Consider the following 19739-nt stretch of genomic DNA (forward strand, 5'->3'; position numbering starts at 1 on the left):
CAGGTGTTAAGGAGAGCGAGGGAGCAGGGGCTTGTCCTTCCAGGGGAGAAGTTGAGTCGCGAGCGCACCTTGAGCCTCATCTTCGAGCCCGGTTTCTCCACCAGAACGAGAATGACCGAGATCTCAGGAATGGGGATAGGGATGGATGTGGTGAAGGAGAGAATAGAGGAGCTTGGTGGGATGGTCGAGGTGGATACGAAGAAGGGTTCGGGAACCAGGGTGCGGGTGGTCATTCCGGTGACCTTAGCCAACTTCAAGGTTCTTCTCAGCCAGGTTGATCAATTTACCTTCGCCTTTCCCCTATCGGCGGTTGTCAGGGGAACGAGGTTAAACGGGAGCGGGATGATGAGGAAGAAGGGGGGGTTCCATTATCCGTATCAAGGGAGGGAGATACCAGTTTTTTCCTTAAGGGAGGAGTTATTAAGGAAGAAAGGAGAGGAGGGGAGATTCTTGGTAATCATCGAGGAGTGGGGGAAGAGGATGGGTTTTTTAGTCGATTCCTTAATTGGGCAGAGGGAGGTGGTAGTAAGGCCCCTCCCTTCGCTTCTTTCTCAGATTCCAGGGATAGTGGGGGTGGCGGAGTCGGGTGAGGAGAGATTGGCATTGCTCCTCGACCTTTCCTTTTTCGCCGAGAAGGTATGAGGTCGATATGATGGCGGAAAGGGTGGTGGCAAAGGGCGGGAGTGGTTATCTCGTTTTCTCCTTAGGGAGGGATAATTACGCCATCGAAGTGGAGAGGGTGAAGGAGGTAATAAAGGCGGTGGGGCTCACCCCGCTCCCCCGGGTTCGGGATATAGTGGCTGGGGTCCTTCTCCATCGAGGCGTTATCATCCCAATTCTCGATCTTTCTAAGCTTTTTGGGGTAGAGGACGAAGTTGAGACTGGCTTTAATTGGTATATTGTTGTAAAATATTATAAAGAATTTGTGGGGTTGGGGGTAGCTGAGATCGTTAGGGTGGCGCCGGCTTCCGACTATAGGAGGAAAAAAGGGAAGAAGGGGTCCTTTGCGGTAAGGGGAGTGATTGCCCCTCCTTATCCGGAGGCGATCGTTCTGGATTGGGATGGGGTATTGAACCTGGCGCCGGAGGGGCTGGTGAGTTGAGATGAGGGAAGGAAGGAGCTCTTTCTTTAGATTTCTTCTTCTTCTCGGAGGGGGAACGGGAATCGTTTTCCTCGTAATAGGTTTCCTCCTTTTTCCCTCCTTAAAGATGGGTTTGGTTAAGGCGGAGCTTTCCCGGGCAGAGGGAATGGCGAAGGCAGTAACCCTCTTTGCCCCCCTTAACTCTGATGCAGAGCTTGGGGATATCGCTGCGAGACTTCGCTTAAGGCTCGGGGTAAAGGATTTAAGTCTCTCCCTTATCGATAAAGCTTCTCCTTCTTCCTTTAAGGAGGTAGGAGACGGAAGGTATCGTTTTCAGGCATCTTCCCCGGTATCATCCAGGGAGGGTGTTTTTCTTCTCCTTAGCTACGAGCGGGATCTCTCTCCACTGTTTTCTCCCCTCTTTAGGAGGTTGGTGTTTCTCCTTATTACAGGTTTTCTCCTCATCTCAGGGGGTGGAGGGTTGGTCCTCTTTTTCCTCCTCTCCCCGGTGATCGAGATGAGGAAGCGGCTCTCGCTGTTCTGTGATGAGCTTCTCCATTCCCCCTTACCCGAGGGTGGTTCCCAATATCCGTTCCCAGAGGTGGAGGAGATCATCTCCTCTCTTTCCCCGCGAGGCGGTGCTTCTGCTTCCTCTATCGAGATTGACGATCCGGTTGCCAAAGTGGAGGAGGAGGTTCGGGAGCTTACCTCCCACTGGGAGCGGTTCTCTTCCTCTCTCGAGGAATGGGATAACCGTCTCTATAGGCTCTCCCAGGTAGTGGAGGGGATCGCCTCCCTCCTTGACCAGCTGGGGGTTGGATTGAGCAAAGGGGAGGATTTCTTCTCCTTCTTCGATGGGGAATCGAAGGAACTCATCGCCCATTCTGAAGAGGTGGAGGCATCCCTTAGCGTTATGGAGGGGTATATCAGGGATATATCGGAGCTCTCCCGGGGGTTAGCCAAGGCAGTTGAGGAGACGCAGGCATCGATGGCAAGGATGCTCTTTTCCATCCAGCTCATAGAGAGCAACGCCAAGAAGTCGAGCGAGCTCTCAGCCCGGGTTGAGGAGGATGTGGAGTTGGGCAAGAAGGCGGTTAGCAAGACGATAGAGAGTATGGAGCGGATAAACCGGGCAGTAGCCCAGGCATCGGAGGTTATCAAGAAACTTGGGGCGCGCTCGGTCGAGATCGGGGAGATACTCAATGTGATCGAGGATGTGGCGGAGCAGACCAACCTCCTTGCGGTAAACGCCTCGATAATTGCTGCCCAGGCAGGGGAGCAGGGAAAGGGCTTCGCTGTGGTTGCTGATGAGATAAGGGACCTTGCCTCTCGTACCTCCTCTTCAGCCAAGGATATCGCCAAGTTGATAGCCAGCGTCCAGCGAGAATCGGCGGAGGCGGTGAGATCGATGGAGGAGGGTTCCATAACGGTGGAGGAGGGGGTGAAGCTTTCTCGGGAGGCGGGGAATATCTTCGAGAGGATACTTGAAGGGACGAAGGAGTCCACCTCAATGATGCAGAAGATAGCGGAGGCTACCGTAGAGCAAACGGATAACGGCAATCGGATGATGGAGGCGATAAAAGAGGTAGAGGGGATGATCGATCGGGTCATCCGAGCGGCGGAGGACTATATCTCCCGCATTCCCAGCGTAAGTCAAGGGGTGGGAAGCCTCAATCGGTTAGGGGAGAAGCTCTCCTCAACCTCTTCCTCCTTTGCCATCGAGGTGAGAGGTTTGTTGAAGCTCCTTTCCCAACTTAAGGATCAGGTTTCTCTTGCCAGGAGGGAGACGAGGGAGGAAGAGAAGTGGCGGGAGAAGTTGGAGGAACTGCTGAGTAGGGTAAAGGAGAGGGGGGAGAAACTGACCAAGTTCCTTGCTGAAGGAAGTGAGCTGGGAAAAAGGATTAAGGAGGAGTTTTTGGTGAACGGTGCCCATTCCTTGGGGAAGCTTAAGGATACCTTAAACACCCTCAAGGAGAGGTATGAAGAGCAACAGAGGGTACTGTCGGAGTACTATAGGATATATAGTGAGCTTTGTTCTCAGCTTAGGGATAGGAGGAGGTAATTCTTCAATTATTTATAAGGATTGGGAGGGCAGATGGCAGAGGAAGGGAAGGACAATGTGATAGAGAAGGGAAGGGAGATCCTTCGCATCCTTGAGGAGAGCAAGGAGTTTACCAGACGGCTCCTCAAGGAGAACGAACGGCTCCGCTTCCAGAATGTATCTTTAGCCAAGAAGGTCGAGGAGCTTACCAGGAGAGGTTCGAAGGAGGTTCTCGCCCCCTATCTGGAGGAGATAGATCGGCTGAAGAAGGAGCTTGCTGACCTCAGGGATAAATACGCTGAAGTGGAGCGGGAGAATATGGACTTCGCTCAGAAATATATCGAGGTTGAGGAGCAGAATAACAATTTAGCCAATCTCTATATCGCGAGTTATCAGCTTCATTCCACCCTCGATTTCAAAGAGGTGGTTCAGATAATCTGCGAGATAGTGATCAACTTGATCGGGGCAGAGGTTTTCACCATCTTTCTCTTCGACGAGAAGAGAAAGGAGCTCGGGGGGGTGGCTGGTGAGGGCCGTCCCTCCGATATAGGACGTTATGTTCCTTTAGGCGAAGGGGTTATCGGTTGGACGGCGGAGAAGGGGGAGATATTCATCCTTGAGACCCCGGAGGAGATCGAGGCAGCAGGAGGAGAGAGGCCCATTGCCTGTATTCCCCTCAAGATAAAGAAACGGCTCATTGGGGTCATCGTTGTCTACAAGCTCTTCGTCCAGAAGAGAAAGGGGTTTACCCCGATGGATAGGGAGCTTTTCTCTCTTCTCGCCGGTCATGCGGCAACCGCCCTTTATTCGGCAAAGCTTTATTCCAGTATGGAGAGAAAGTTAAACACCATAGAAAGCTTTATGGAGCTTTTGGCCTCAAAGCAGCCGGAGTGAGGAGATGGGAAGGGAAGTAAGGATATTGGTAGTTGAGGATTCTGCCACAGTGAGAAGATTGATTGAGTTTCATCTGAAAAAAATACCTGGGGTAGAGTTGGAGGAGGCGGAAGATGGCCTTGTAGCTATGGAAAAGCTTTCCTCAGATAGATATGACCTGGTGATAACCGATATCCTTATGCCCCGGATGGATGGGCTAAAGTTGGTCAATTATATCCGTTCCAATGAGAAGTTGAAGAAACTTCCGATATTGATCCTCACCACCAAAGGAGGGGATGAGGATAGGAAGAAGGGAATGGAGCTCGGGGCTAATGCCTATGTGGCTAAGCCGATCGATCCCCGGGAGTTTATGGAAGCGGTCCTTAGGTTGCTGGAGTAAGGAGGGAAGAGGAGGAATGAGCCTGGTTGGCAGTTTAGAGGATCTCCCGATCCCCGATATCCTTCAGTTGGTCAACCTTTCGGGAAGAACGGGCATCCTCGAGGTGAGGAACTCCTTAGGGAAGCATCTCCTTGCCTTTAGTAAGGGGAAACTGGTCTACGCCTCATCCGACGCCATTCGGATCAATCTTCCCGATCTGCTGGTGGAGATGGGGAAGGTGGAGCGGGGAAGGTTAGGGGAGATCCTCGTTCGGGTGAGCGATGGTGAGGGAGATTTGGTCTCCCTTCTGATAGCCGAAGGGGTGGTTTCTCCTGAGGTGATATCCCAAGTGGCAAAGGAGTACTTCCGGGCGGTCATCCAGAACATCACCAACTCCGGTGAGGGTGAGTTTTCCTTTTCCCTGGAGAAGGAGCTTTCGCCGGAGAGACTGGGTTATGAACCGGGCGAGATCCTTCTTCCCGATGGTTTCTCCCCCCAACACCTGCTCCTTGAGGAAGCGAGGGCAGAGGATGAGCGTTCAGAGGGGCTGAGCAATGCCCGTACCCTTGCCCGTGAGTTCTTCATTCGAGGAGGAGAAAGAGAGGTGGTACGGCTTTCGCAAAAGGAAGAGACAAAGGAAGGGGTGGCGGTGTTGGCGAGGAAGAGGGTTTCTCCGGAGGAGTTGGTAGACCTCAGGGAATTCCTCGCTGAGGAGAAGGGAAAAAGAAAGGTTGGGGAGAGGGAGAGACATTTAGTGCTGGTGGAGGAGGACCCAACCTCAAGGAGGTGGATAGGGGATTACTTGAAGAAGCAGAGGTTCATTGTCCATGCGGTGGATTCCGTCTCTCTCGCCTACGAGTTGGTGAAGAGGTTGCTCTCCGAGGATAAGGATTTGGTTTTGATCAGCGACCTGATAATCCCTTCGTTTGAGCGGGATGGTTATCTCGGGGGGCTCGATCTCCTTGAGAGGATGAAGGAGGAGAATCTCGATGTGCCGGTGATAATAATGACCGAGCACCTCGATGTCAATGTGAGGCATAAGGCTTACCTTCTCGGCGCTACCAATTACCTCTTTAAGCCAAGTGCCCTCGATGCCCCTTTCGATCAGCGGGAATACCTCTATGTCCAATTCGCTGAGGAACTCTCCTGCATTTTGAGGCGTCTCTTCGATACCTTGAGCAAGGCGAAATCCCCTTTATCTCCCTCAGCCATAAAGGGAAACGAAGGAGCGATAAGGAGGCAGATAAGGATATTGAAGGAGATGGTTGAGGAGCTGAAACAGCCGGAGAGCTCCTCCCAGATCTCCCTCCTTGCCCTCCGCATCGCCTCCGAGGTATTGGAGCGAGCTTTCCTCTTCCTCGTCAAGGCGAAGGAATATGTTGGTGTCGGGGGGTTTGGGTTGAAGAGGATGGCGGCGATGAACGAAAGGCTTCGTCGCATCAGGATTCCTCTGTTTGAGAACTCCGTCTTTGATATCCTTTTGAAGACCAAGAGGACATACAAAGGGGAACTCCCCGATACCAAGTGGAATCGCTACCTTATCTCTGAGCTCGAAGGGGTAAAACCGAAGGAGGTGGTTGCTGTCCCTATCCTGAGTAAGGGGAAGGTGGTAGCCGTCCTTTATGGGGATAACGGGGAGGGGGGAAAGCCGATAGAGAATATTGAAGGAATAGAGATATTTATGAGCCAGGTGGGCATCGCCTTTGAGAACGCCCTCTTGGAGCGAAAATTAAAAGCACTCCTTTCGTCAAGGGGATGAGTAAGTAATCGCAATTTAAAGGGGGAAATGATGGAGAAGAAGGGATTTAGTAGTTGGTACTTCAATCTTCCCATATACAGAAAGATCGTCTATCTCCTCATAGTCATTCTGCTCATCTCCTCCGTCCCCGCGGTGATCTACTCCTATAGTCGGATGAAGAGGAACTTTCAGGCAATGTTCGAGGAGAAAGGGGCTACCCTGGCGCGGATGATCGCCTATCAAGGGGGATATCCAGTAGCAATTGGTGATGAGGATACCCTTTACAACATCATCGAAGCAGCTATTGGCTGGAGGGAGAAGTTTTCCTCGGGGATTAGAGAAGGAAAGGTGAATATGGCGAAGGCAGCAGCGCGGGTGGCTAAGGAGAGCGACATACTTTACATTATCATCTACGATGTGGATGGCAAGATCCTTGCCGCTTATAACGAGAAGGCGAGAAAACTTCCTAAGGACATCGAGGCTAAGGCGGTCAAGGTAGAGAAGCTCTCCACCTTCTTTCTTCCCCGGGGAAAGGTCATCCACACCGTAAGCCCCATCTAACTTCTCCAAATGGCTACTGGCTCAGCGGAGGCGTTACTCGGCGGAGGTGGGGGAACCCTGAGACGGCGAAAAGTGGGGATGGTAGAGGTAGGGATTTCCACCGCCAATCTCAGTTCCTATCTCTCTGCGGTGATAAGGTCCTCCGCTTTTTACTATCTCATCGCTGCTGCCATCGGGGTAGCGCTGGCTGCCTTTGTTAGCCGGATAATCACCAAGCCCTTGGCGATTATGGTGGAAAGGCTAAGGGAGATCGCAAAGGGGAAGGGCGATCTCACGGAGAGGCTCGAGGTGACCTCGAGGGATGAGGTAGGGCAATTGGCGGATAGCTTCAATCAATTCGTTTCCTTTATGGCTCAAACGATAGCCACCATCCAACAAACCGCCTCCAAGGTGGCCACCACCTCCGAGGAGCTTTCCGCCTCTGCTGAGGAGCTCAACGCCTCTGCTGAGGAGATCTCCTCGATAATCCAGCAGATCTCCCAGGGTTCAATCAGACAGGCGAAGGGGACCAAGGGGACCAATGAGCTCTCGGAAGCGATTTCCCATTCGGCGGAGGAAATACTGAGAAGGGCTAAAGAGAACTGGGATACCGCCTCCCAGGTGAAGGCGATGGCGGGAAAGGGGTTGGCTTCAGCGGAGGAGGTGACGGAGCGGATCGGTCGGATCTCGGAGGTGGTTTCCGAAACGGAGCGACAGATTGATGAGCTGAACCAGAAGTCGGCAGGAATAGAGAAGGCGGTGGAGAGGATAACCAGCATTGCCAATCAGACCAATCTCCTCTCCTTAAATGCTGCTATCGAAGCCTCTCGTGCCGGGGAGTATGGCCGTGGCTTTGCGGTGGTGGCAGAGGAGGTGAGGAAGCTTGCTGAGGATACCGCGGGCTACGCCGAGGAGATAAGGGATATGATCGAAGCCATAAGGGAGGCGACCCATAATGTAGTGATGAGTATGTCCCGGGTGACAGAGGAGGTTTCCCAGGGCCGAGGGGTTATCCTGAACACTTCCGCCCTAATAAAGGAGATAACCTCTCGGATAGAGAGGGCAGCTCAGGGTATTGAGGATATCTTAGAGAGGGCTAAGTCTCAAACGGAGGAGATGAGAAGATTGCTTATGAATACCGAGGAGATAGCCAAGGTGGCTGAGGAGAATGCAGCTAATGCCGAGGAGATCGCTGCCTCCATAGAGGAGCAGACCGCTTCTACTGAGGAGATGAGTGCTTCAGCACAAGAACTCTCTACCGCGGCTGAGGAGTTAAAGAGATTGGTGGAAACATTTAAGGTGGAACAACAATAATGATGAGGGAAAGGATATGAGAAAAACAAGGGAAGGTTTCCTCTTTTGGTGTTTGATAATCATTCTTCTCCTCTTTTCGTCCCCAGCGAGGGCGCAGAAGGTTACCGCGGTGGTAAGCCGCAATATAAACCTCTATCTCGAAGCCCTTGCCGGTTTTAAGGAGAGTTTTAAGGGAGCAGTCGAAAGCTACACCTTCATAGGTGATCCCATAAAGGACAGGCTATCTCGAGGGAGAATTTTGGGGAGTAATTGCGATCTCTATTTCTTTGTCGGTTCCTATGCCGCCACCCAAGCGAAGGAGGTCATTGGGGTAAAGCCGGTTGTTTACTGCCTCATCCTGAAACCAGAGGCTTTTGGCTTAACCGGTTCTAAGGTTGCTGGGATCTCTTTGGAGATGCCTCCACTTGCCAGAATGCTTTCCCTCATAAAAGAGGTCGCCCCTCAAGAAAACAAGGTGGGTTTCCTTTACGCTTCAGGTGCGGGAAGTGGTCCTTTGGTCAGTAAAGCGGAGGAGGAGGGGAGGAAGTTGGGCATTACTGTGATAAAAGCTGGGGTGAGGAATGAGACGGAACTCCCCACCGTCTTCCGGCAGCTGGGAAATGAGGTTAAGTACATTATCCTATCTTTGGATCAGCTCTTGATGAACGATGCTTCCTTTTCCTATATAGTAAAGACATCGTTAGAGATGAAGGTGGCGGTTTTGGTTTCGGGCGAGGTTTATGCAAGGAGGGGGGCTTTCTGCTCGGTGGTGCCGGATATAAAGGATATAGGGAGATTGGCGGGGGAACTGGCGAACCAAATTACCAGCTCCCCTCGCAAGAATTTTCAGGTGGTTCCTCCCCGGAAGTACAATATAGTGATAAACTCCAGGGTAGCCAGGTTATTGGGGATAAAGATACCCTCTACTCTTGAGGGGGTTAAGGTTATCAGGTGATCATTTTATAAAGCGGGACATCTCCCGATGGAGATTGCTCACCAATCCTTCGAGCTCGGTTATTCGCGAGGAAAGCTCGGAGAGAGAAGCTGATTGTTCTTCGATGGCAGCGACAATACTTTCTATCCCTTGTGAATTCCGTCTGTTTACCTCCTCTATTATCCGCATACTCTCGTTAATATCCTCAAGTAACTCCCTCTGGGTGTTGGTGTAGTTGGATATCCTTATAGAATATGATAAAGCCTCCTCAATGGAGGATAATATCTCCCTTAAGGCTTCTTCCGAGGTCTTAGCGATCTCGCTGGCGTCTTCAGCCTTCTCCTTGCTTTCCATCATTATATTATTGATCAGATTGAACCGCGTGGAAAGAAGGCTTATTGCTTCTTTTATCTCCTCGGAGGCTTTCTTGGTACTTTCGGCTAATCTACCCACCTCTTCCGCTACTACTGAAAACTCACGACCAAACTCCCCCGCCTTCGCCGCTTCGATGGAGGCGTTCAAGGCAACTACATTTGTTCTGGTGGTGATCTTCAAGATGGTGGAAGTAAACCGGGTTATCCGCTCTGCGATCTTTTCGAATTCGGTAATCGCCTGGGCTGCTCTTTCCACATCCTCCGTCAATTCGAGGAGGGTATTTACTGCGAGCTCCACCTCTTTTCTATTCTTCTCCGCCACCGCCATTGCCTTTCTGCTCTTCTCGTCTGCCTCCTCCGTCTCCTTAGCGATGGATTTGGATGAGGAGAAAGCGGTTGCCACTTTCTGATAATTCTCCTCCATCAACTTCCGCTGTTTTTCGATCTCCTTGCTCATCGTATCTAAGGTGGCGTTTATCTCCTCTGATGAAGCGGTAAGCTCCTCCACTGTGGAGGCGAGCTCGGTAGTGAACCGGTTCACCGAACCGGATAGCTCCTGAAGCCGTCTTACTATGTTGTAAAAGTGAATGCTTACCGCTAAGAAATTGGCAATGTATGACGAGAAAAGGAGATCTCGCTCTTTAAAATGATTGCGCTTGGTGTGTTCGAGGTCGAACACACCGATTACTTTATCTCCCGAAAGAATGGGGAAGGCGAGTTCCGAATACATCCCGGGTACTACCTCTACCCGTTCTGGGTGCTTTGTTGTATCACCGATCACCATCGGTTCCTTTGTCCGGTAAACCACGCTCGCTATCCCTTCCCCGATCTTCATGGTAGACTCCAAGTCAGGACCGTCTCTCGTGGAATCGTAGATGGTTATTATCTCTCCTTTCTCTTCGTCGATGGCTGAGATGTAGCAATTGGAGTATTCTATCAGTTCATCCAGCGTTTCCTTTATCTTCCGCATCGATTGGGTAAGCTCAAGGGTGGAGGAGATTGCTGCTCCCGCCTTTATCACTTTTTCCATCTCCTCCGCCAAGATCGCTTTGGTGAAAAGGGGCTGGCCAATGATCCATAATATTCCGAGCCCTATTAAATAAAGAATGAACTTAGTTTGGGGAAGGTTGTGTAACGCCCAAAGGGCGGAAAAGGCAGAAAGACAGAGGAAAAAGGAAGTAAGAATTTCCCATTTTAGTATAAAGGGAAGCTCTTCTTTTTTTACCTCTCCTCTGGCTATAAAAAGAAGGTAGAAGCCACCTATGTTGAGACCGAAGAAGAACAGAGCAAAGAAGATAGCCAAAGGGTAATTTCCTTGGGAGAGGGCATTGCTCCCCCATTTTCCACCTAACTGCCAGTAGGTAAAGCCGGAGATGAAAAGGCATATGGGGGTATGTGACGCGAGTTGAAGGGCGGGGTAGAAATCTCTTTTTAAGACCAAGGTATCTACTAAGAGTATTCCGGTGAAGGCGAGTATCATCGTCCAGGTCAAACCAAATTGCAAGAAAGAGAAAATCAGAAAACCAGAAGTAAAGGAGAGAAAGGAAGTCCTTATAAGGGGGATAGCATATTTCCTACCCAGACCGAGAAGTACAAGAAAAACGAGATAATATTTCCACCCCTCCTTAGGAAGCCCGAAATAATAGAGGGTGGGGATGAAAAGGATAAGGTTCGTGGCAAAAAGACCTATACTTCTTTTCTTTCCCATTCTCTGTTTCTCCTGAAATTGCAATATTTATTTTACAAGAAACCCCTTGACTTGTCAACAGAAACCAAAAGGTTGGTGCCCAGTTTCGTCAATCGCTTCCCACTGTCCCTATGGTGAACGGTAAAAGGAGTTGTTAGGGTTTCCCCTTCGATTAAAATATTGACTTGACTTTTTGCTCTTTTCTTGATAAAAAAAGAAACTCTATAGAGGGGAGGTTTTCTATTGATGTGAAGAAGCGGGTGTTCTAACCGTCCCTGAAGTAGTTCTTAAAGAGACAAAGAGGGGGCAAGTTTTAGCCCGATTTTTTTATTGTGGGGGGAGTTTTTTAGTGAAGCTTTGGAAGTTGTATCAAGGGAAGGCTTAGGGAGGTGAGCTATGCGGATATTGAAATTTGGTGGTAAATCTCTCGCTAATGCAAGGTGCATAAACGGTGTGGTGAACATAATCCTCAAGGAGAGCACCGTCTCTCCTGAGTTGACCATTGTTTGTTCCGCCTTTTCCGATACCACCAACAGACTGCTTTATGCAGCCACCCTCGCCTCCCAGAAGCAGACTGATTATAAAAGGGCGTTAAAGAGGGTCTATTCCTTTCACAGGGGGATAATAAATTCCTTTTTCAAAGGAGGCGACCCGAAGAGAAAGGTTTTATCAGATTTCAAAAATATATTTTCCGAGCTCTCCGAGGTCGTTAATGGAATTTATCTTGTAAATGAGTTGACGCCGAAGACCCTTGATTTTGTGCTGAGTTTTGGAGAGCGTTTTTCGAATTATATAATCAGCGAGATCTTGAGACAATTCTTCCCCGAGGTGGAATATCTCGATACGAGAAAACTGATAAAGACGGACGATAACTTTGGCAATGCCCGGGTCATTATGGACCTAACGGAGAAGAATATAAGGGAGTATTTCAAAACACACCGAGCGATTCAGGTAGCAACCGGGTTCATCGGCTCTACCCTGAAGAACGAGACAACGACATTGGGAAGAGGGGGCTCAGATTACACCGCCTCCATTCTGGGTGCTGCGTTAGATGCTACCGAGATAATCATCTATACCGATGTGGATGGGCTAATGACAACGGATCCGAAAAGGGTGAAAGAAGCGTTCCCCATAAAGTGCATTGAGTATGAGGAAGCGATGGAGTTGTCCCATTTTGGCGCCAAGGTGATTTATCCTCCTTCCATTCAGCCGGCGTATTACAAAGACATTCCCATCAGGATAAAGAATTCATTCAATCCTGATTTTGAGGGAACCCTTATCGCCCCCAGCAGGGAGCGGGATAGATATCTGATAAAGGGGATCTCCGCCATTGGGGATATCTCCCTCCTGACCATTCAGGGAAGTGGAATGGTGGGGGTGGCGGGGATAGCGTCTCGTTTCTTTGGTGCCCTGGCGAGGAATGGCATAAACATAATCCTCATTACCCAAGCCTCCTCGGAGCACTCCATTTGTGTGGCGGTAAATTCAGGGCAGGTGGAGAAAGCGAGAGAAGTGGTAAAGGAGGAATTCAGACAGGAGCTCCTCGACCATAAGATAGACGATGTTTTCGTGGAACGGGATATGTCCATTGTGGCGATCGTCGGTTCCAATATGAAAAGGCGGGTGGGGATCTCGGGGAGGCTCTTTCAGGCTTTGGGGAAGAACGGGATAAATGTAGTTGCCATTGCTCAGGGAGCCTCTGAGTTAAACATCTCGGTGGTTATAAAGGAGGAAGATGAAGCCAAGGCGTTGAATGTCATCCATGAGGCTTTCTTCCTCTCGGAGAAGAAGACGCTTAACCTTTTCATCGTGGGCACGGGGCTGATCGGGAGGACCCTGATCAATCAGATAAGAAAAAATAGGTCGATGCTTTCCTCAGAGCATTCCCTGAACATAAAGGTGATAGCACTCGCCAATTCAAGAAGGATGCTTTTCAAGGAGGATGGCGTAGGTCTTGAATCGTGGAAAAGGCAACTTCTGAATTCGGGTGAACCTTCAAATATGGGGAGATTCGTAGGGAGGATGAAGGAGCTCAATCTCCCCAATAGCGTCTTCGTGGACTGCACCGCAAGTGACGAGGTTGTTAGGTACTACCAGGATATTCTCAAATCACATATCCCCATCATAACGCCAAACAAGAAGGCTTGCTCCTCTGAGTTTTCCCTTTATCGGGATCTTAAGTCATTGACCAGAAAGTACGGGGTCCCCTTTCTCTATGAGACAGCCGTTGGGGCAGGGCTTCCGGTGATTAGCACTTTGAGGGACCTTTTGAACAGCGGTGATCAGGTTAAAAGGATAGAGGCGGTACTTTCCGGAACCATCAGCTTCATCTTTAACTCCTTGAAGAAGGGGGGAAGATTTAGTGAGATTATAAGGATGGCCAGGGATAAGGGATATACTGAGCCAAATCCTGCGGAGGATCTGAACGGAATGGATGTTGCGAGGAAGGTATTGATCTTGGCTCGTGAGATCGGACTTGAGCTCGAAATGAAAGATGTCTTTGTTGAGAGCCTGTTGCCCGAAGGTTTTAAAGGGATAGACTCTGTTGATATGTTTTTCAAAAAGCTCCCTCAATTGGATGAAGTATATGAGAGAAAGGTATCCGCTGCGGAGAAGAAAGGAAGGGTTCTCAGGTACATCGCCTCGATAGAGGATGGAAAGGCAGAGGTTCGGTTGAAGGAGGTGGATGTCCGTCATCCATTCTTCCACCTGAGGGGGAGGGATAATATCGTCTCCTTTCACACGAAGCGATATAGCCGGTTTCCCCTTGTAGTCAAGGGACCTGGTGCAGGGGCTGAGGTGACGGCAGCGGGGGTTCTCGCAGATATAATCCGAATATCGAATTATTTGATGTAACGATGAAGGGACTGAAGGAAGTTAAAGTTTTTGCTCCGGCAACGGTGGCGAATCTCGTATGTGCCTTTGACATACTTGGGGTTGCCCTCGAGACCCCTGGGGATGAGGTCGTTTTGAGGTTGAGAAAAGAGCCGGGGATAAAGATAAGCAAGATAACCGGTGATGGAGGAAGGCTTCCCCTCGATCCGGAAAGGAATGTGGCTACCATAGCGATGGCTTCGATGATGAGCTCCTTGAAGGTGAAGGAGGGCGTGGAGGTGGAGCTTATAAAGAAGATGCCCATTTCAAGCGGACTCGGTTCCAGTGCAGCGAGCTCCGTCGCCGGGGTTTTTGCCTTGAATGTCCTTTTGGGTGAGCCCCTTTCAAAGGAGGAGCTTCTGCCCTTTGCGTTGGAGGGAGAGAAGTTTGCCAGCAAGGAGGCACATGCGGATAATGTAGCCCCCTCTCTTTTCGGAGGGGTAATCCTTGTAAGGAGTATATCTCCCCTTGAGATTGTGAGGATATCCTATCCTGAGTCCATTTATTTTGGTATCGTTCATCCAAAAATGGAAATAGAGACGAAGAAAGCCCGGCAGATACTTCCCCAGAAGGTTCCGTTGAAAAAAGCGGTGATCCAATGGGGAAACATTGCCGGATTGATAGCCGGGCTTATGAAAAAGGACCTCAAGCTGATCTCAGCTTCCCTTTCCGATGTGATCATAGAGCCGGTCCGCTCCAAGCTGATCCCCAATTTCGAGAGGGCGAAGGAGGTCGCCTTGAAAGAGGGCGCCCTTGCTTTTGGGATCTCAGGTTCAGGTCCTTCGGTTTTTGCCCTTTGTTCCTCGAGGGAAGAAGCGAGCTTTGTGGCGAAGAAGGTGAGCGAGGACTTTGAGAAAGCGGGGCTATCCAGCGACATCTACATCTCCGGGGTTAATGAAGAAGGACCCAAGATAGTTTACAGGAGGGGTTGAGTTGAAATACCTGAGCACAAAGGGGAGGGCTGAGCCGGTTAGTCTAAGGGAGGCGGTTTTAAAGGGGATGCCGGATGACGGAGGGCTCTTTTTCCCCGAGCATATACCCCGAGTAAGTACCGAATTCTTGAGGGAGATGGATGCTCTCTCATTTCAAGAGATATCCCTTGAGGTGGCGAGGCTTTTCTTCAGCGAAGATATATCCGAGGAGGAATTGGAGGGATTTATCCGGAACTCGATAACCTTTGATGCTCCCCTGAAGAGGGTGAAGGAAAATGTTTATAGCCTTGAACTCTTCTTTGGACCAACCCTCGCCTTCAAGGACTTCGGGGCTCGGTTTATGGCAGAGATGGTATCTTATTTTGCTAAAAAGGAGGGGAAGAAGTTAACCGTTCTCGTGGCGACCTCAGGGGATACCGGCAGTGCAGTGGCGAACGCCTTTTACCAAAAGGAGGGGATAGAGGTCTTCATACTCTATCCAAGTGGGAAGATCAGCAAGAACCAGGAACTGCAGATTACAACCTATGATAAGAACATTACCGCGCTTGAGATAAAAGGGACCTTTGACGATTGCCAGAGGCTGGTTAAGACGGCATTCCTTGATAGGGAGCTGAACGATAGACTTAATCTCACCTCCGCCAATTCCATAAACATCGCCCGATTAATCCCCCAGTCGTTCTACTATTTTTATGGATTTTCCCAGCTTAAAGGGAGAAAGGAGAGGGTTATCATCAGCGTCCCCAGTGGCAATTTTGGAAATCTCACTGCCGGCATAATAGCGAAGAAGATGGGCCTTCCCATTCATAAATTTGTTGCCTCGACCAATATAAATGACACCGTCCCTCTATATCTTAAGACCGGTAGGTTCGAGCCCAAAGAGTCCAAAAGGACCATTTCCTCGGCGATGGATGTGGGAGATCCGAGCAATTTCGCCAGGATCCTTTATATCTATGGCAATGATCTCAATAGAATAAGAGAGGATATTGTTGGCTGGAGCTTTGATGATGAGGAGACGAAGGACACAATTGGTGAGGTTTACCAGAGATATGATTACCTTCTCGACCCTCACGGGGCGGTGGCTTTTTTAGGGCTTTCAAAAGCTATGGAAGAAATAAACGGGGCTAGCGGTATTTTTTTAGAGACTGCCCATCCAGCCAAGTTCTTCGACATTATCGAACCGATAATCAAAAGGAAGGTGGAGCTTCCCTCCGGGCTTAGGGAGGTATTGAGTAAAAGGAAGAGATCGATTATCCTCTCCCGCTCCTTTTCCGAATTTAAGGGTTTTCTCTTGGAAACCACAAATAGATAGAGCCCTTTTTCAAGATTGAGGTTGGTATTTCCCATCCTTTTCGATCCTTTGATAGGGGGGGATCGTATGGTAAAATGGGAAAGCATCCATCGCTTTTATAAGGAGGGTGAATGTCCTATTTGGTACTTGCTCGTAGGCTTAGACCCCAGAATTTCGATGAGATCGTGGGCCAGGAGGTGATCGTCCGTTCCCTAAAGAACGCCATCCTCTCGGGGCGGATCCCTCACGCCCTGCTTTTTTCCGGGATAAGGGGAGTGGGGAAGACCACCACCGCCAGAGTGTTTGCCAAGGCGCTCAACTGTGTAGAGGGACCAACGGTAACCCCTTGCGGTAAGTGCCCTTCCTGTAAGGAGATAGCCCTCGGCAATTCGATCGATGTGTACGAGATAGATGGCGCCTCCAACCGGGGCATAGACGAGATAAGGGAGTTGAGGGAGAATGTCAAGTACTCCCCGGCACGCGATCGGTTCAAGATCTACATAATAGACGAGGTTCATATGTTGACCCCGGAGGCGTTCAACGCCCTCCTGAAGACGCTTGAGGAGCCACCCTCCCATGTTGTTTTTATCTTAGCCACTACCAACTATCATAAGGTGCCCCCGACGATCATCTCCCGCTGTCAGCATTACGAGTTCCAACGGATACCTCATCGTCTCATTGTCTCTCAGCTTAAGAAGATCGCGTCTGGGGAGAAGGTGAAGATCTCGGAGGCGGGGTTGAACACCATCGCCACCGCTGCCTCGGGCAGTCTTCGGGATGCCCAGAGCATTCTGGAACAGCTCATCTCCTTTGCCGGAGAGAGTGTCTCCGATGAGGATATAACCGCGGTCCTCGGCATCGTTCCTGCTGAGGCGCTTCTTTCCATATCCGAGGCGATCCTGCGGGAGGACGCCTCCCTTCTCATCAAAACGGTCGATGATCTTCTGAACAGGGGATACGATGTTCAGGAGCTTATCTCCGAGCTTATCTCCCTTTTCCGTCATCTGATGGTGGCGAAACTGGTCAAGGAGGCTAAAGAGCTCATCCCCCTACCAGACAAGGAATTAAGGCGGATCGAGATTCAAAGCAAGGAGTTTTCCCTTGAGGATATCCTTCGGATATTGAACCAATTGGCAAATGCGGAACAACTTACCCGCTGGAGCACTCAGCCCCGCTACCTCCTCGAGGCGGTTCTCATTCGTTCTCTCAGGTTGAGAAAACTCGTTCCCTTGGAGGAGGTTCTCTCGAGCCTTTCTTCTGGCGGAGTTTCCTCAGCCGAGTCCCCCTCTGGCAGAGGGGAAAAGGGACCCTCTCTCAAGATGGAGGAGGAAGCTCCCCCCTATGAGGAGAAGGAAGGGGACATCGAGAAGGAGGCAGATGAGGAGTCCCCTGAGGTGGCTGACGAACGGGTGAAGACCCTCCTTTCAAGGCTCAGGAGAGAAAGGCTCCCCCTTTTCTCTATGTTGGTGAATAACGGGGTGGAGCTTGGGGTAGAGGGAGACGATCTGGTGGTGAACTACCCCAAGGGGAAGGAGCCGGTTATCGATATCCTGAAAACGGAGGAAAAACTCGCCTACCTTTCTGAGCTCGCCAGGGCATCGGGGCTTCGTGAGATAAGGTTCTCCCTTGTTCAGAGGGAAGAGGAGGGTTCCTCTTCCCCGGGGAAGAAATTCATCTCCCCCAAGCAAAAAGTCCTCGAGGATGAACGGGTAAGAGGGGTTTTGGAGCTATTCGAGGGGGAGTTGATCGATGTGAGAGAGCATAAGGAGAAGGGGAGGAAGGAGGAAGCCGAATAGAGGAGGGGGATGTTTCAGTTCCCGGAAGCCTTCAGAAGATTGATCCTTGAGCTTTCCCGTCTTCCCGGTATTGGGGAGCGGACTGCGGAGCGGTTGGCTTTCCATCTATTGAAGACGGCGCCAGGAGAGGCGGAACGACTGGCTCGTTCCATCATCGAGGTTAAAAAGAAGGTCTTCTTCTGCTCCGTCTGCAATAGTATCACCGAGCGCGATCCCTGCAGTATCTGTTCCGATCCAGCAAGGGATAGGAGCAAGGTCTGCGTGGTGGAGCAACCGGGAGATATCATCGTGATCGAAAAGACGGGGAAATATAATGGGCTCTACCATGTGCTGATGGGGGTACTTTCCCCTCTGGGCGGGGTGGGACCGGAGGAGCTCAGGATCAAGGGGCTTCTTTCCCGATTGAAGGAGGGGGAGATAAAGGAGGTCATAATCGCCACCAGTCCCAATGCAGAAGGAGAGGCTACCGCTTTCTACCTGGCTAAGATATTAAAACCCTTAGACTTGCTTATTACCCGGATCGGAATAGGTATCCCTGCCGGCGCTGAGCTCTCCTATGCTGATGAGGTGACGATGGCGCGCGCTATTGAAGGAAGAAGGGAGATTTAGATGTTGAAGCGGAAGGTGATCACATCCCCATCTGCCACTATATAGTCTTTTCCCTCGAGGCGGAGGAGTCCCTTTTTTCTTCCTTCCTCGATCGAGCCCAATTTATCGAGGTCGAAAAAGGAGATGACCTCTGCCCTTATAAATCCTCGTTCCATATCGGAGTGAACTGCACCTGCTGCCTTTACCGCCCTTGTGTTCTCCTTGATGCTGAAAGCGCGGACCTCTCCGCTCTTATAGGTGAAGAAGGTGATGAGCCCGAGCAGGCGGTAGGAATCCCGGATTATCCGCTCCCGGCAGGCGGAATCGATGCCGTAGCTTTTTCTGAATTCGGTTGCTTCGTCCGGTGGAAGCTCCGCTATCTCGAGCTCTATCTTTCCGTAGATGTGGGAAAGCCCCATCTTCTTTTTCCCCTCGTAGCCCTTTAGCCCGTATTTTTCTACGAACTCCTTCTCCCCGAGCTCCTCCTCGCCGAGGTTGATTACCTGGAGGATCGGCTTTGCTGAGAGGAACTGGAACCCCCGGAGCATCCTCTCCTCCTCGGAGGAGAAGGAAAGCTCCCTTAAGGGGGTGTTCTTATCCAGTGCCTCCTTTACCTTGTTGAGGAGCTCGTATTCTTTTGTCAATTCATCGCTTTTTATCTTCTTGATGTCCTTTTCCACCCGTTCCAATCTCTTTTCCGCCACAAGGAGATCGGCTAAGATGAGCTCATCCTCGAGGTCGGTTATATCTTTGGCAGGGTTTATCTCTCCTCCCCGATGGGGAAGCTCAGGGTCGGTAAAGGCGCGCACCACATGGAGGAGGGCATCGGCTGGGCGGATGGCGGAGAGGAGTTCACTTCTTCCGAGCTCGGTTCCGGGGAGGCCTCCGATATCCACATACTCTATCTCCGCTGGTGTCAGCTTTTTGGGAGAGAATATCTCGGCGAGCCGGTCGAGCCTATGATCAGGCACCTTGGAGATACCGATCCTCGCTTCCGCCTTTCCTCCGCCGAACTTTGAGGTCTCGAGATGAGCACCGGTGAGGATGTTGAACAGGGTGGTCTTTCCTACCTTGGGAAAGCCGATTATCCCTATCTTCATCTCATCCTCCTTAAGGATATTTAAGGACGAGGTGGCTCCATTTGTCAACCGCGATTCCACCCTTTCTAACCGGCTAAAGTATAAATTTTTTAATCAGATTGATAATTTTCCTTGACAAGGGGAAAAGGGGTATATTAAGATAACCTCAGGTGGAAAAATCTGGACAAAAGTGGACCACCGTCCCAAAAATGAGGGAAAAAGGGAAGGAAAAGTTGAATAAA

The 19739-nt window shown here is 50.5% G+C and carries 16 protein-coding genes; 14 read left to right on the forward strand and 2 right to left on the reverse strand.

Features of this window, described 5'->3' with window-relative positions:
* From J7L64_06945 to J7L64_06985, 9 genes are all read left to right on the forward strand, one after another.
* Positions 1-642: chemotaxis protein CheW (locus J7L64_06945; GenBank protein MCD6452077.1), on the forward strand; the 642-nt coding region annotated here is incomplete at its 5' end.
* Between the two features lie 7 nt (positions 643-649).
* Positions 650-1102, forward strand: a complete 453-nt coding sequence (locus tag J7L64_06950) for a chemotaxis protein CheW (GenBank protein ID MCD6452078.1) — start codon at positions 650-652, stop codon at positions 1100-1102.
* A 1-nt stretch (position 1103) separates the two neighbouring features.
* Complete coding sequence (locus J7L64_06955) at positions 1104-3143, forward strand: hypothetical protein (GenBank protein MCD6452079.1); 2040 nt, start codon at positions 1104-1106, stop codon at positions 3141-3143.
* Positions 3144-3176: 33 nt separating this feature from the next.
* Positions 3177-4016: a GAF domain-containing protein gene (locus tag J7L64_06960; GenBank protein ID MCD6452080.1), complete on the forward strand. Its 840-nt coding sequence runs from the start codon at positions 3177-3179 to the stop codon at positions 4014-4016.
* Between the two features lie 4 nt (positions 4017-4020).
* The gene (locus J7L64_06965; GenBank protein ID MCD6452081.1) at positions 4021-4395 is read left to right on the forward strand and encodes a response regulator; all 375 of its coding nucleotides are present in this window, start codon (positions 4021-4023) and stop codon (positions 4393-4395) included.
* 16 nt (positions 4396-4411) lie between these two features.
* Complete coding sequence (locus tag J7L64_06970; protein ID MCD6452082.1) at positions 4412-6133, forward strand: DUF4388 domain-containing protein; 1722 nt, start codon at positions 4412-4414, stop codon at positions 6131-6133.
* A 27-nt stretch (positions 6134-6160) separates the two neighbouring features.
* A complete protein-coding gene (locus tag J7L64_06975; GenBank protein MCD6452083.1) occupies positions 6161-6673 on the forward strand; it encodes a hypothetical protein in 513 nt (170 codons plus the stop codon).
* 9 nt (positions 6674-6682) lie between these two features.
* On the forward strand, positions 6683-7966 hold the full coding sequence (locus tag J7L64_06980) for a methyl-accepting chemotaxis protein (GenBank protein MCD6452084.1): 1284 nt from the start codon (positions 6683-6685) through the stop codon (positions 7964-7966).
* A 16-nt stretch (positions 7967-7982) separates the two neighbouring features.
* Complete coding sequence (locus J7L64_06985; GenBank protein MCD6452085.1) at positions 7983-8900, forward strand: hypothetical protein; 918 nt, start codon at positions 7983-7985, stop codon at positions 8898-8900.
* On the opposite strand, the gene J7L64_06990 is transcribed toward J7L64_06985, so the two are convergent.
* Positions 8901-10961: a GAF domain-containing protein gene (locus J7L64_06990; protein ID MCD6452086.1), complete on the reverse strand. Its 2061-nt coding sequence runs from the start codon at positions 10959-10961 to the stop codon at positions 8901-8903.
* Between the two features lie 375 nt (positions 10962-11336).
* Between J7L64_06990 and thrA the strand changes: the two genes are divergently transcribed.
* The 5 genes from thrA (at position 11337) to recR (ending at position 18439) form a co-directional block, all read left to right on the forward strand.
* Positions 11337-13796, forward strand: coding sequence for a bifunctional aspartate kinase/homoserine dehydrogenase I (thrA, locus tag J7L64_06995; protein ID MCD6452087.1), 2460 nt, complete (start codon positions 11337-11339; stop codon positions 13794-13796).
* Between the two features lie 2 nt (positions 13797-13798).
* Positions 13799-14746, forward strand: a complete 948-nt coding sequence (locus J7L64_07000; protein MCD6452088.1) for a homoserine kinase — start codon at positions 13799-13801, stop codon at positions 14744-14746.
* A 1-nt stretch (position 14747) separates the two neighbouring features.
* The gene (gene thrC / locus J7L64_07005; protein ID MCD6452089.1) at positions 14748-16055 is read left to right on the forward strand and encodes a threonine synthase; all 1308 of its coding nucleotides are present in this window, start codon (positions 14748-14750) and stop codon (positions 16053-16055) included.
* A gap of 110 nt (positions 16056-16165) precedes the next feature.
* Positions 16166-17830: a DNA polymerase III subunit gamma/tau gene (dnaX, locus tag J7L64_07010; protein ID MCD6452090.1), complete on the forward strand. Its 1665-nt coding sequence runs from the start codon at positions 16166-16168 to the stop codon at positions 17828-17830.
* Positions 17831-17839: 9 nt separating this feature from the next.
* A complete protein-coding gene (recR, locus tag J7L64_07015) occupies positions 17840-18439 on the forward strand; it encodes a recombination protein RecR (protein MCD6452091.1) in 600 nt (199 codons plus the stop codon).
* Here the strand turns inward: recR and ychF are convergent.
* Positions 18436-19518, reverse strand: a complete 1083-nt coding sequence (gene ychF, locus J7L64_07020; GenBank protein ID MCD6452092.1) for a redox-regulated ATPase YchF — start codon at positions 19516-19518, stop codon at positions 18436-18438. The two genes, recR and ychF, sit on opposite strands and share 4 nt — an antisense overlap.
* Positions 19519-19739: the final 221 nt, after the last annotated feature.

Source organism: Acidobacteriota bacterium (genome assembly GCA_021161905.1).
Taxonomy (GTDB): Bacteria; Acidobacteriota; B3-B38; order Guanabaribacteriales; family JAGGZT01; genus JAGGZT01.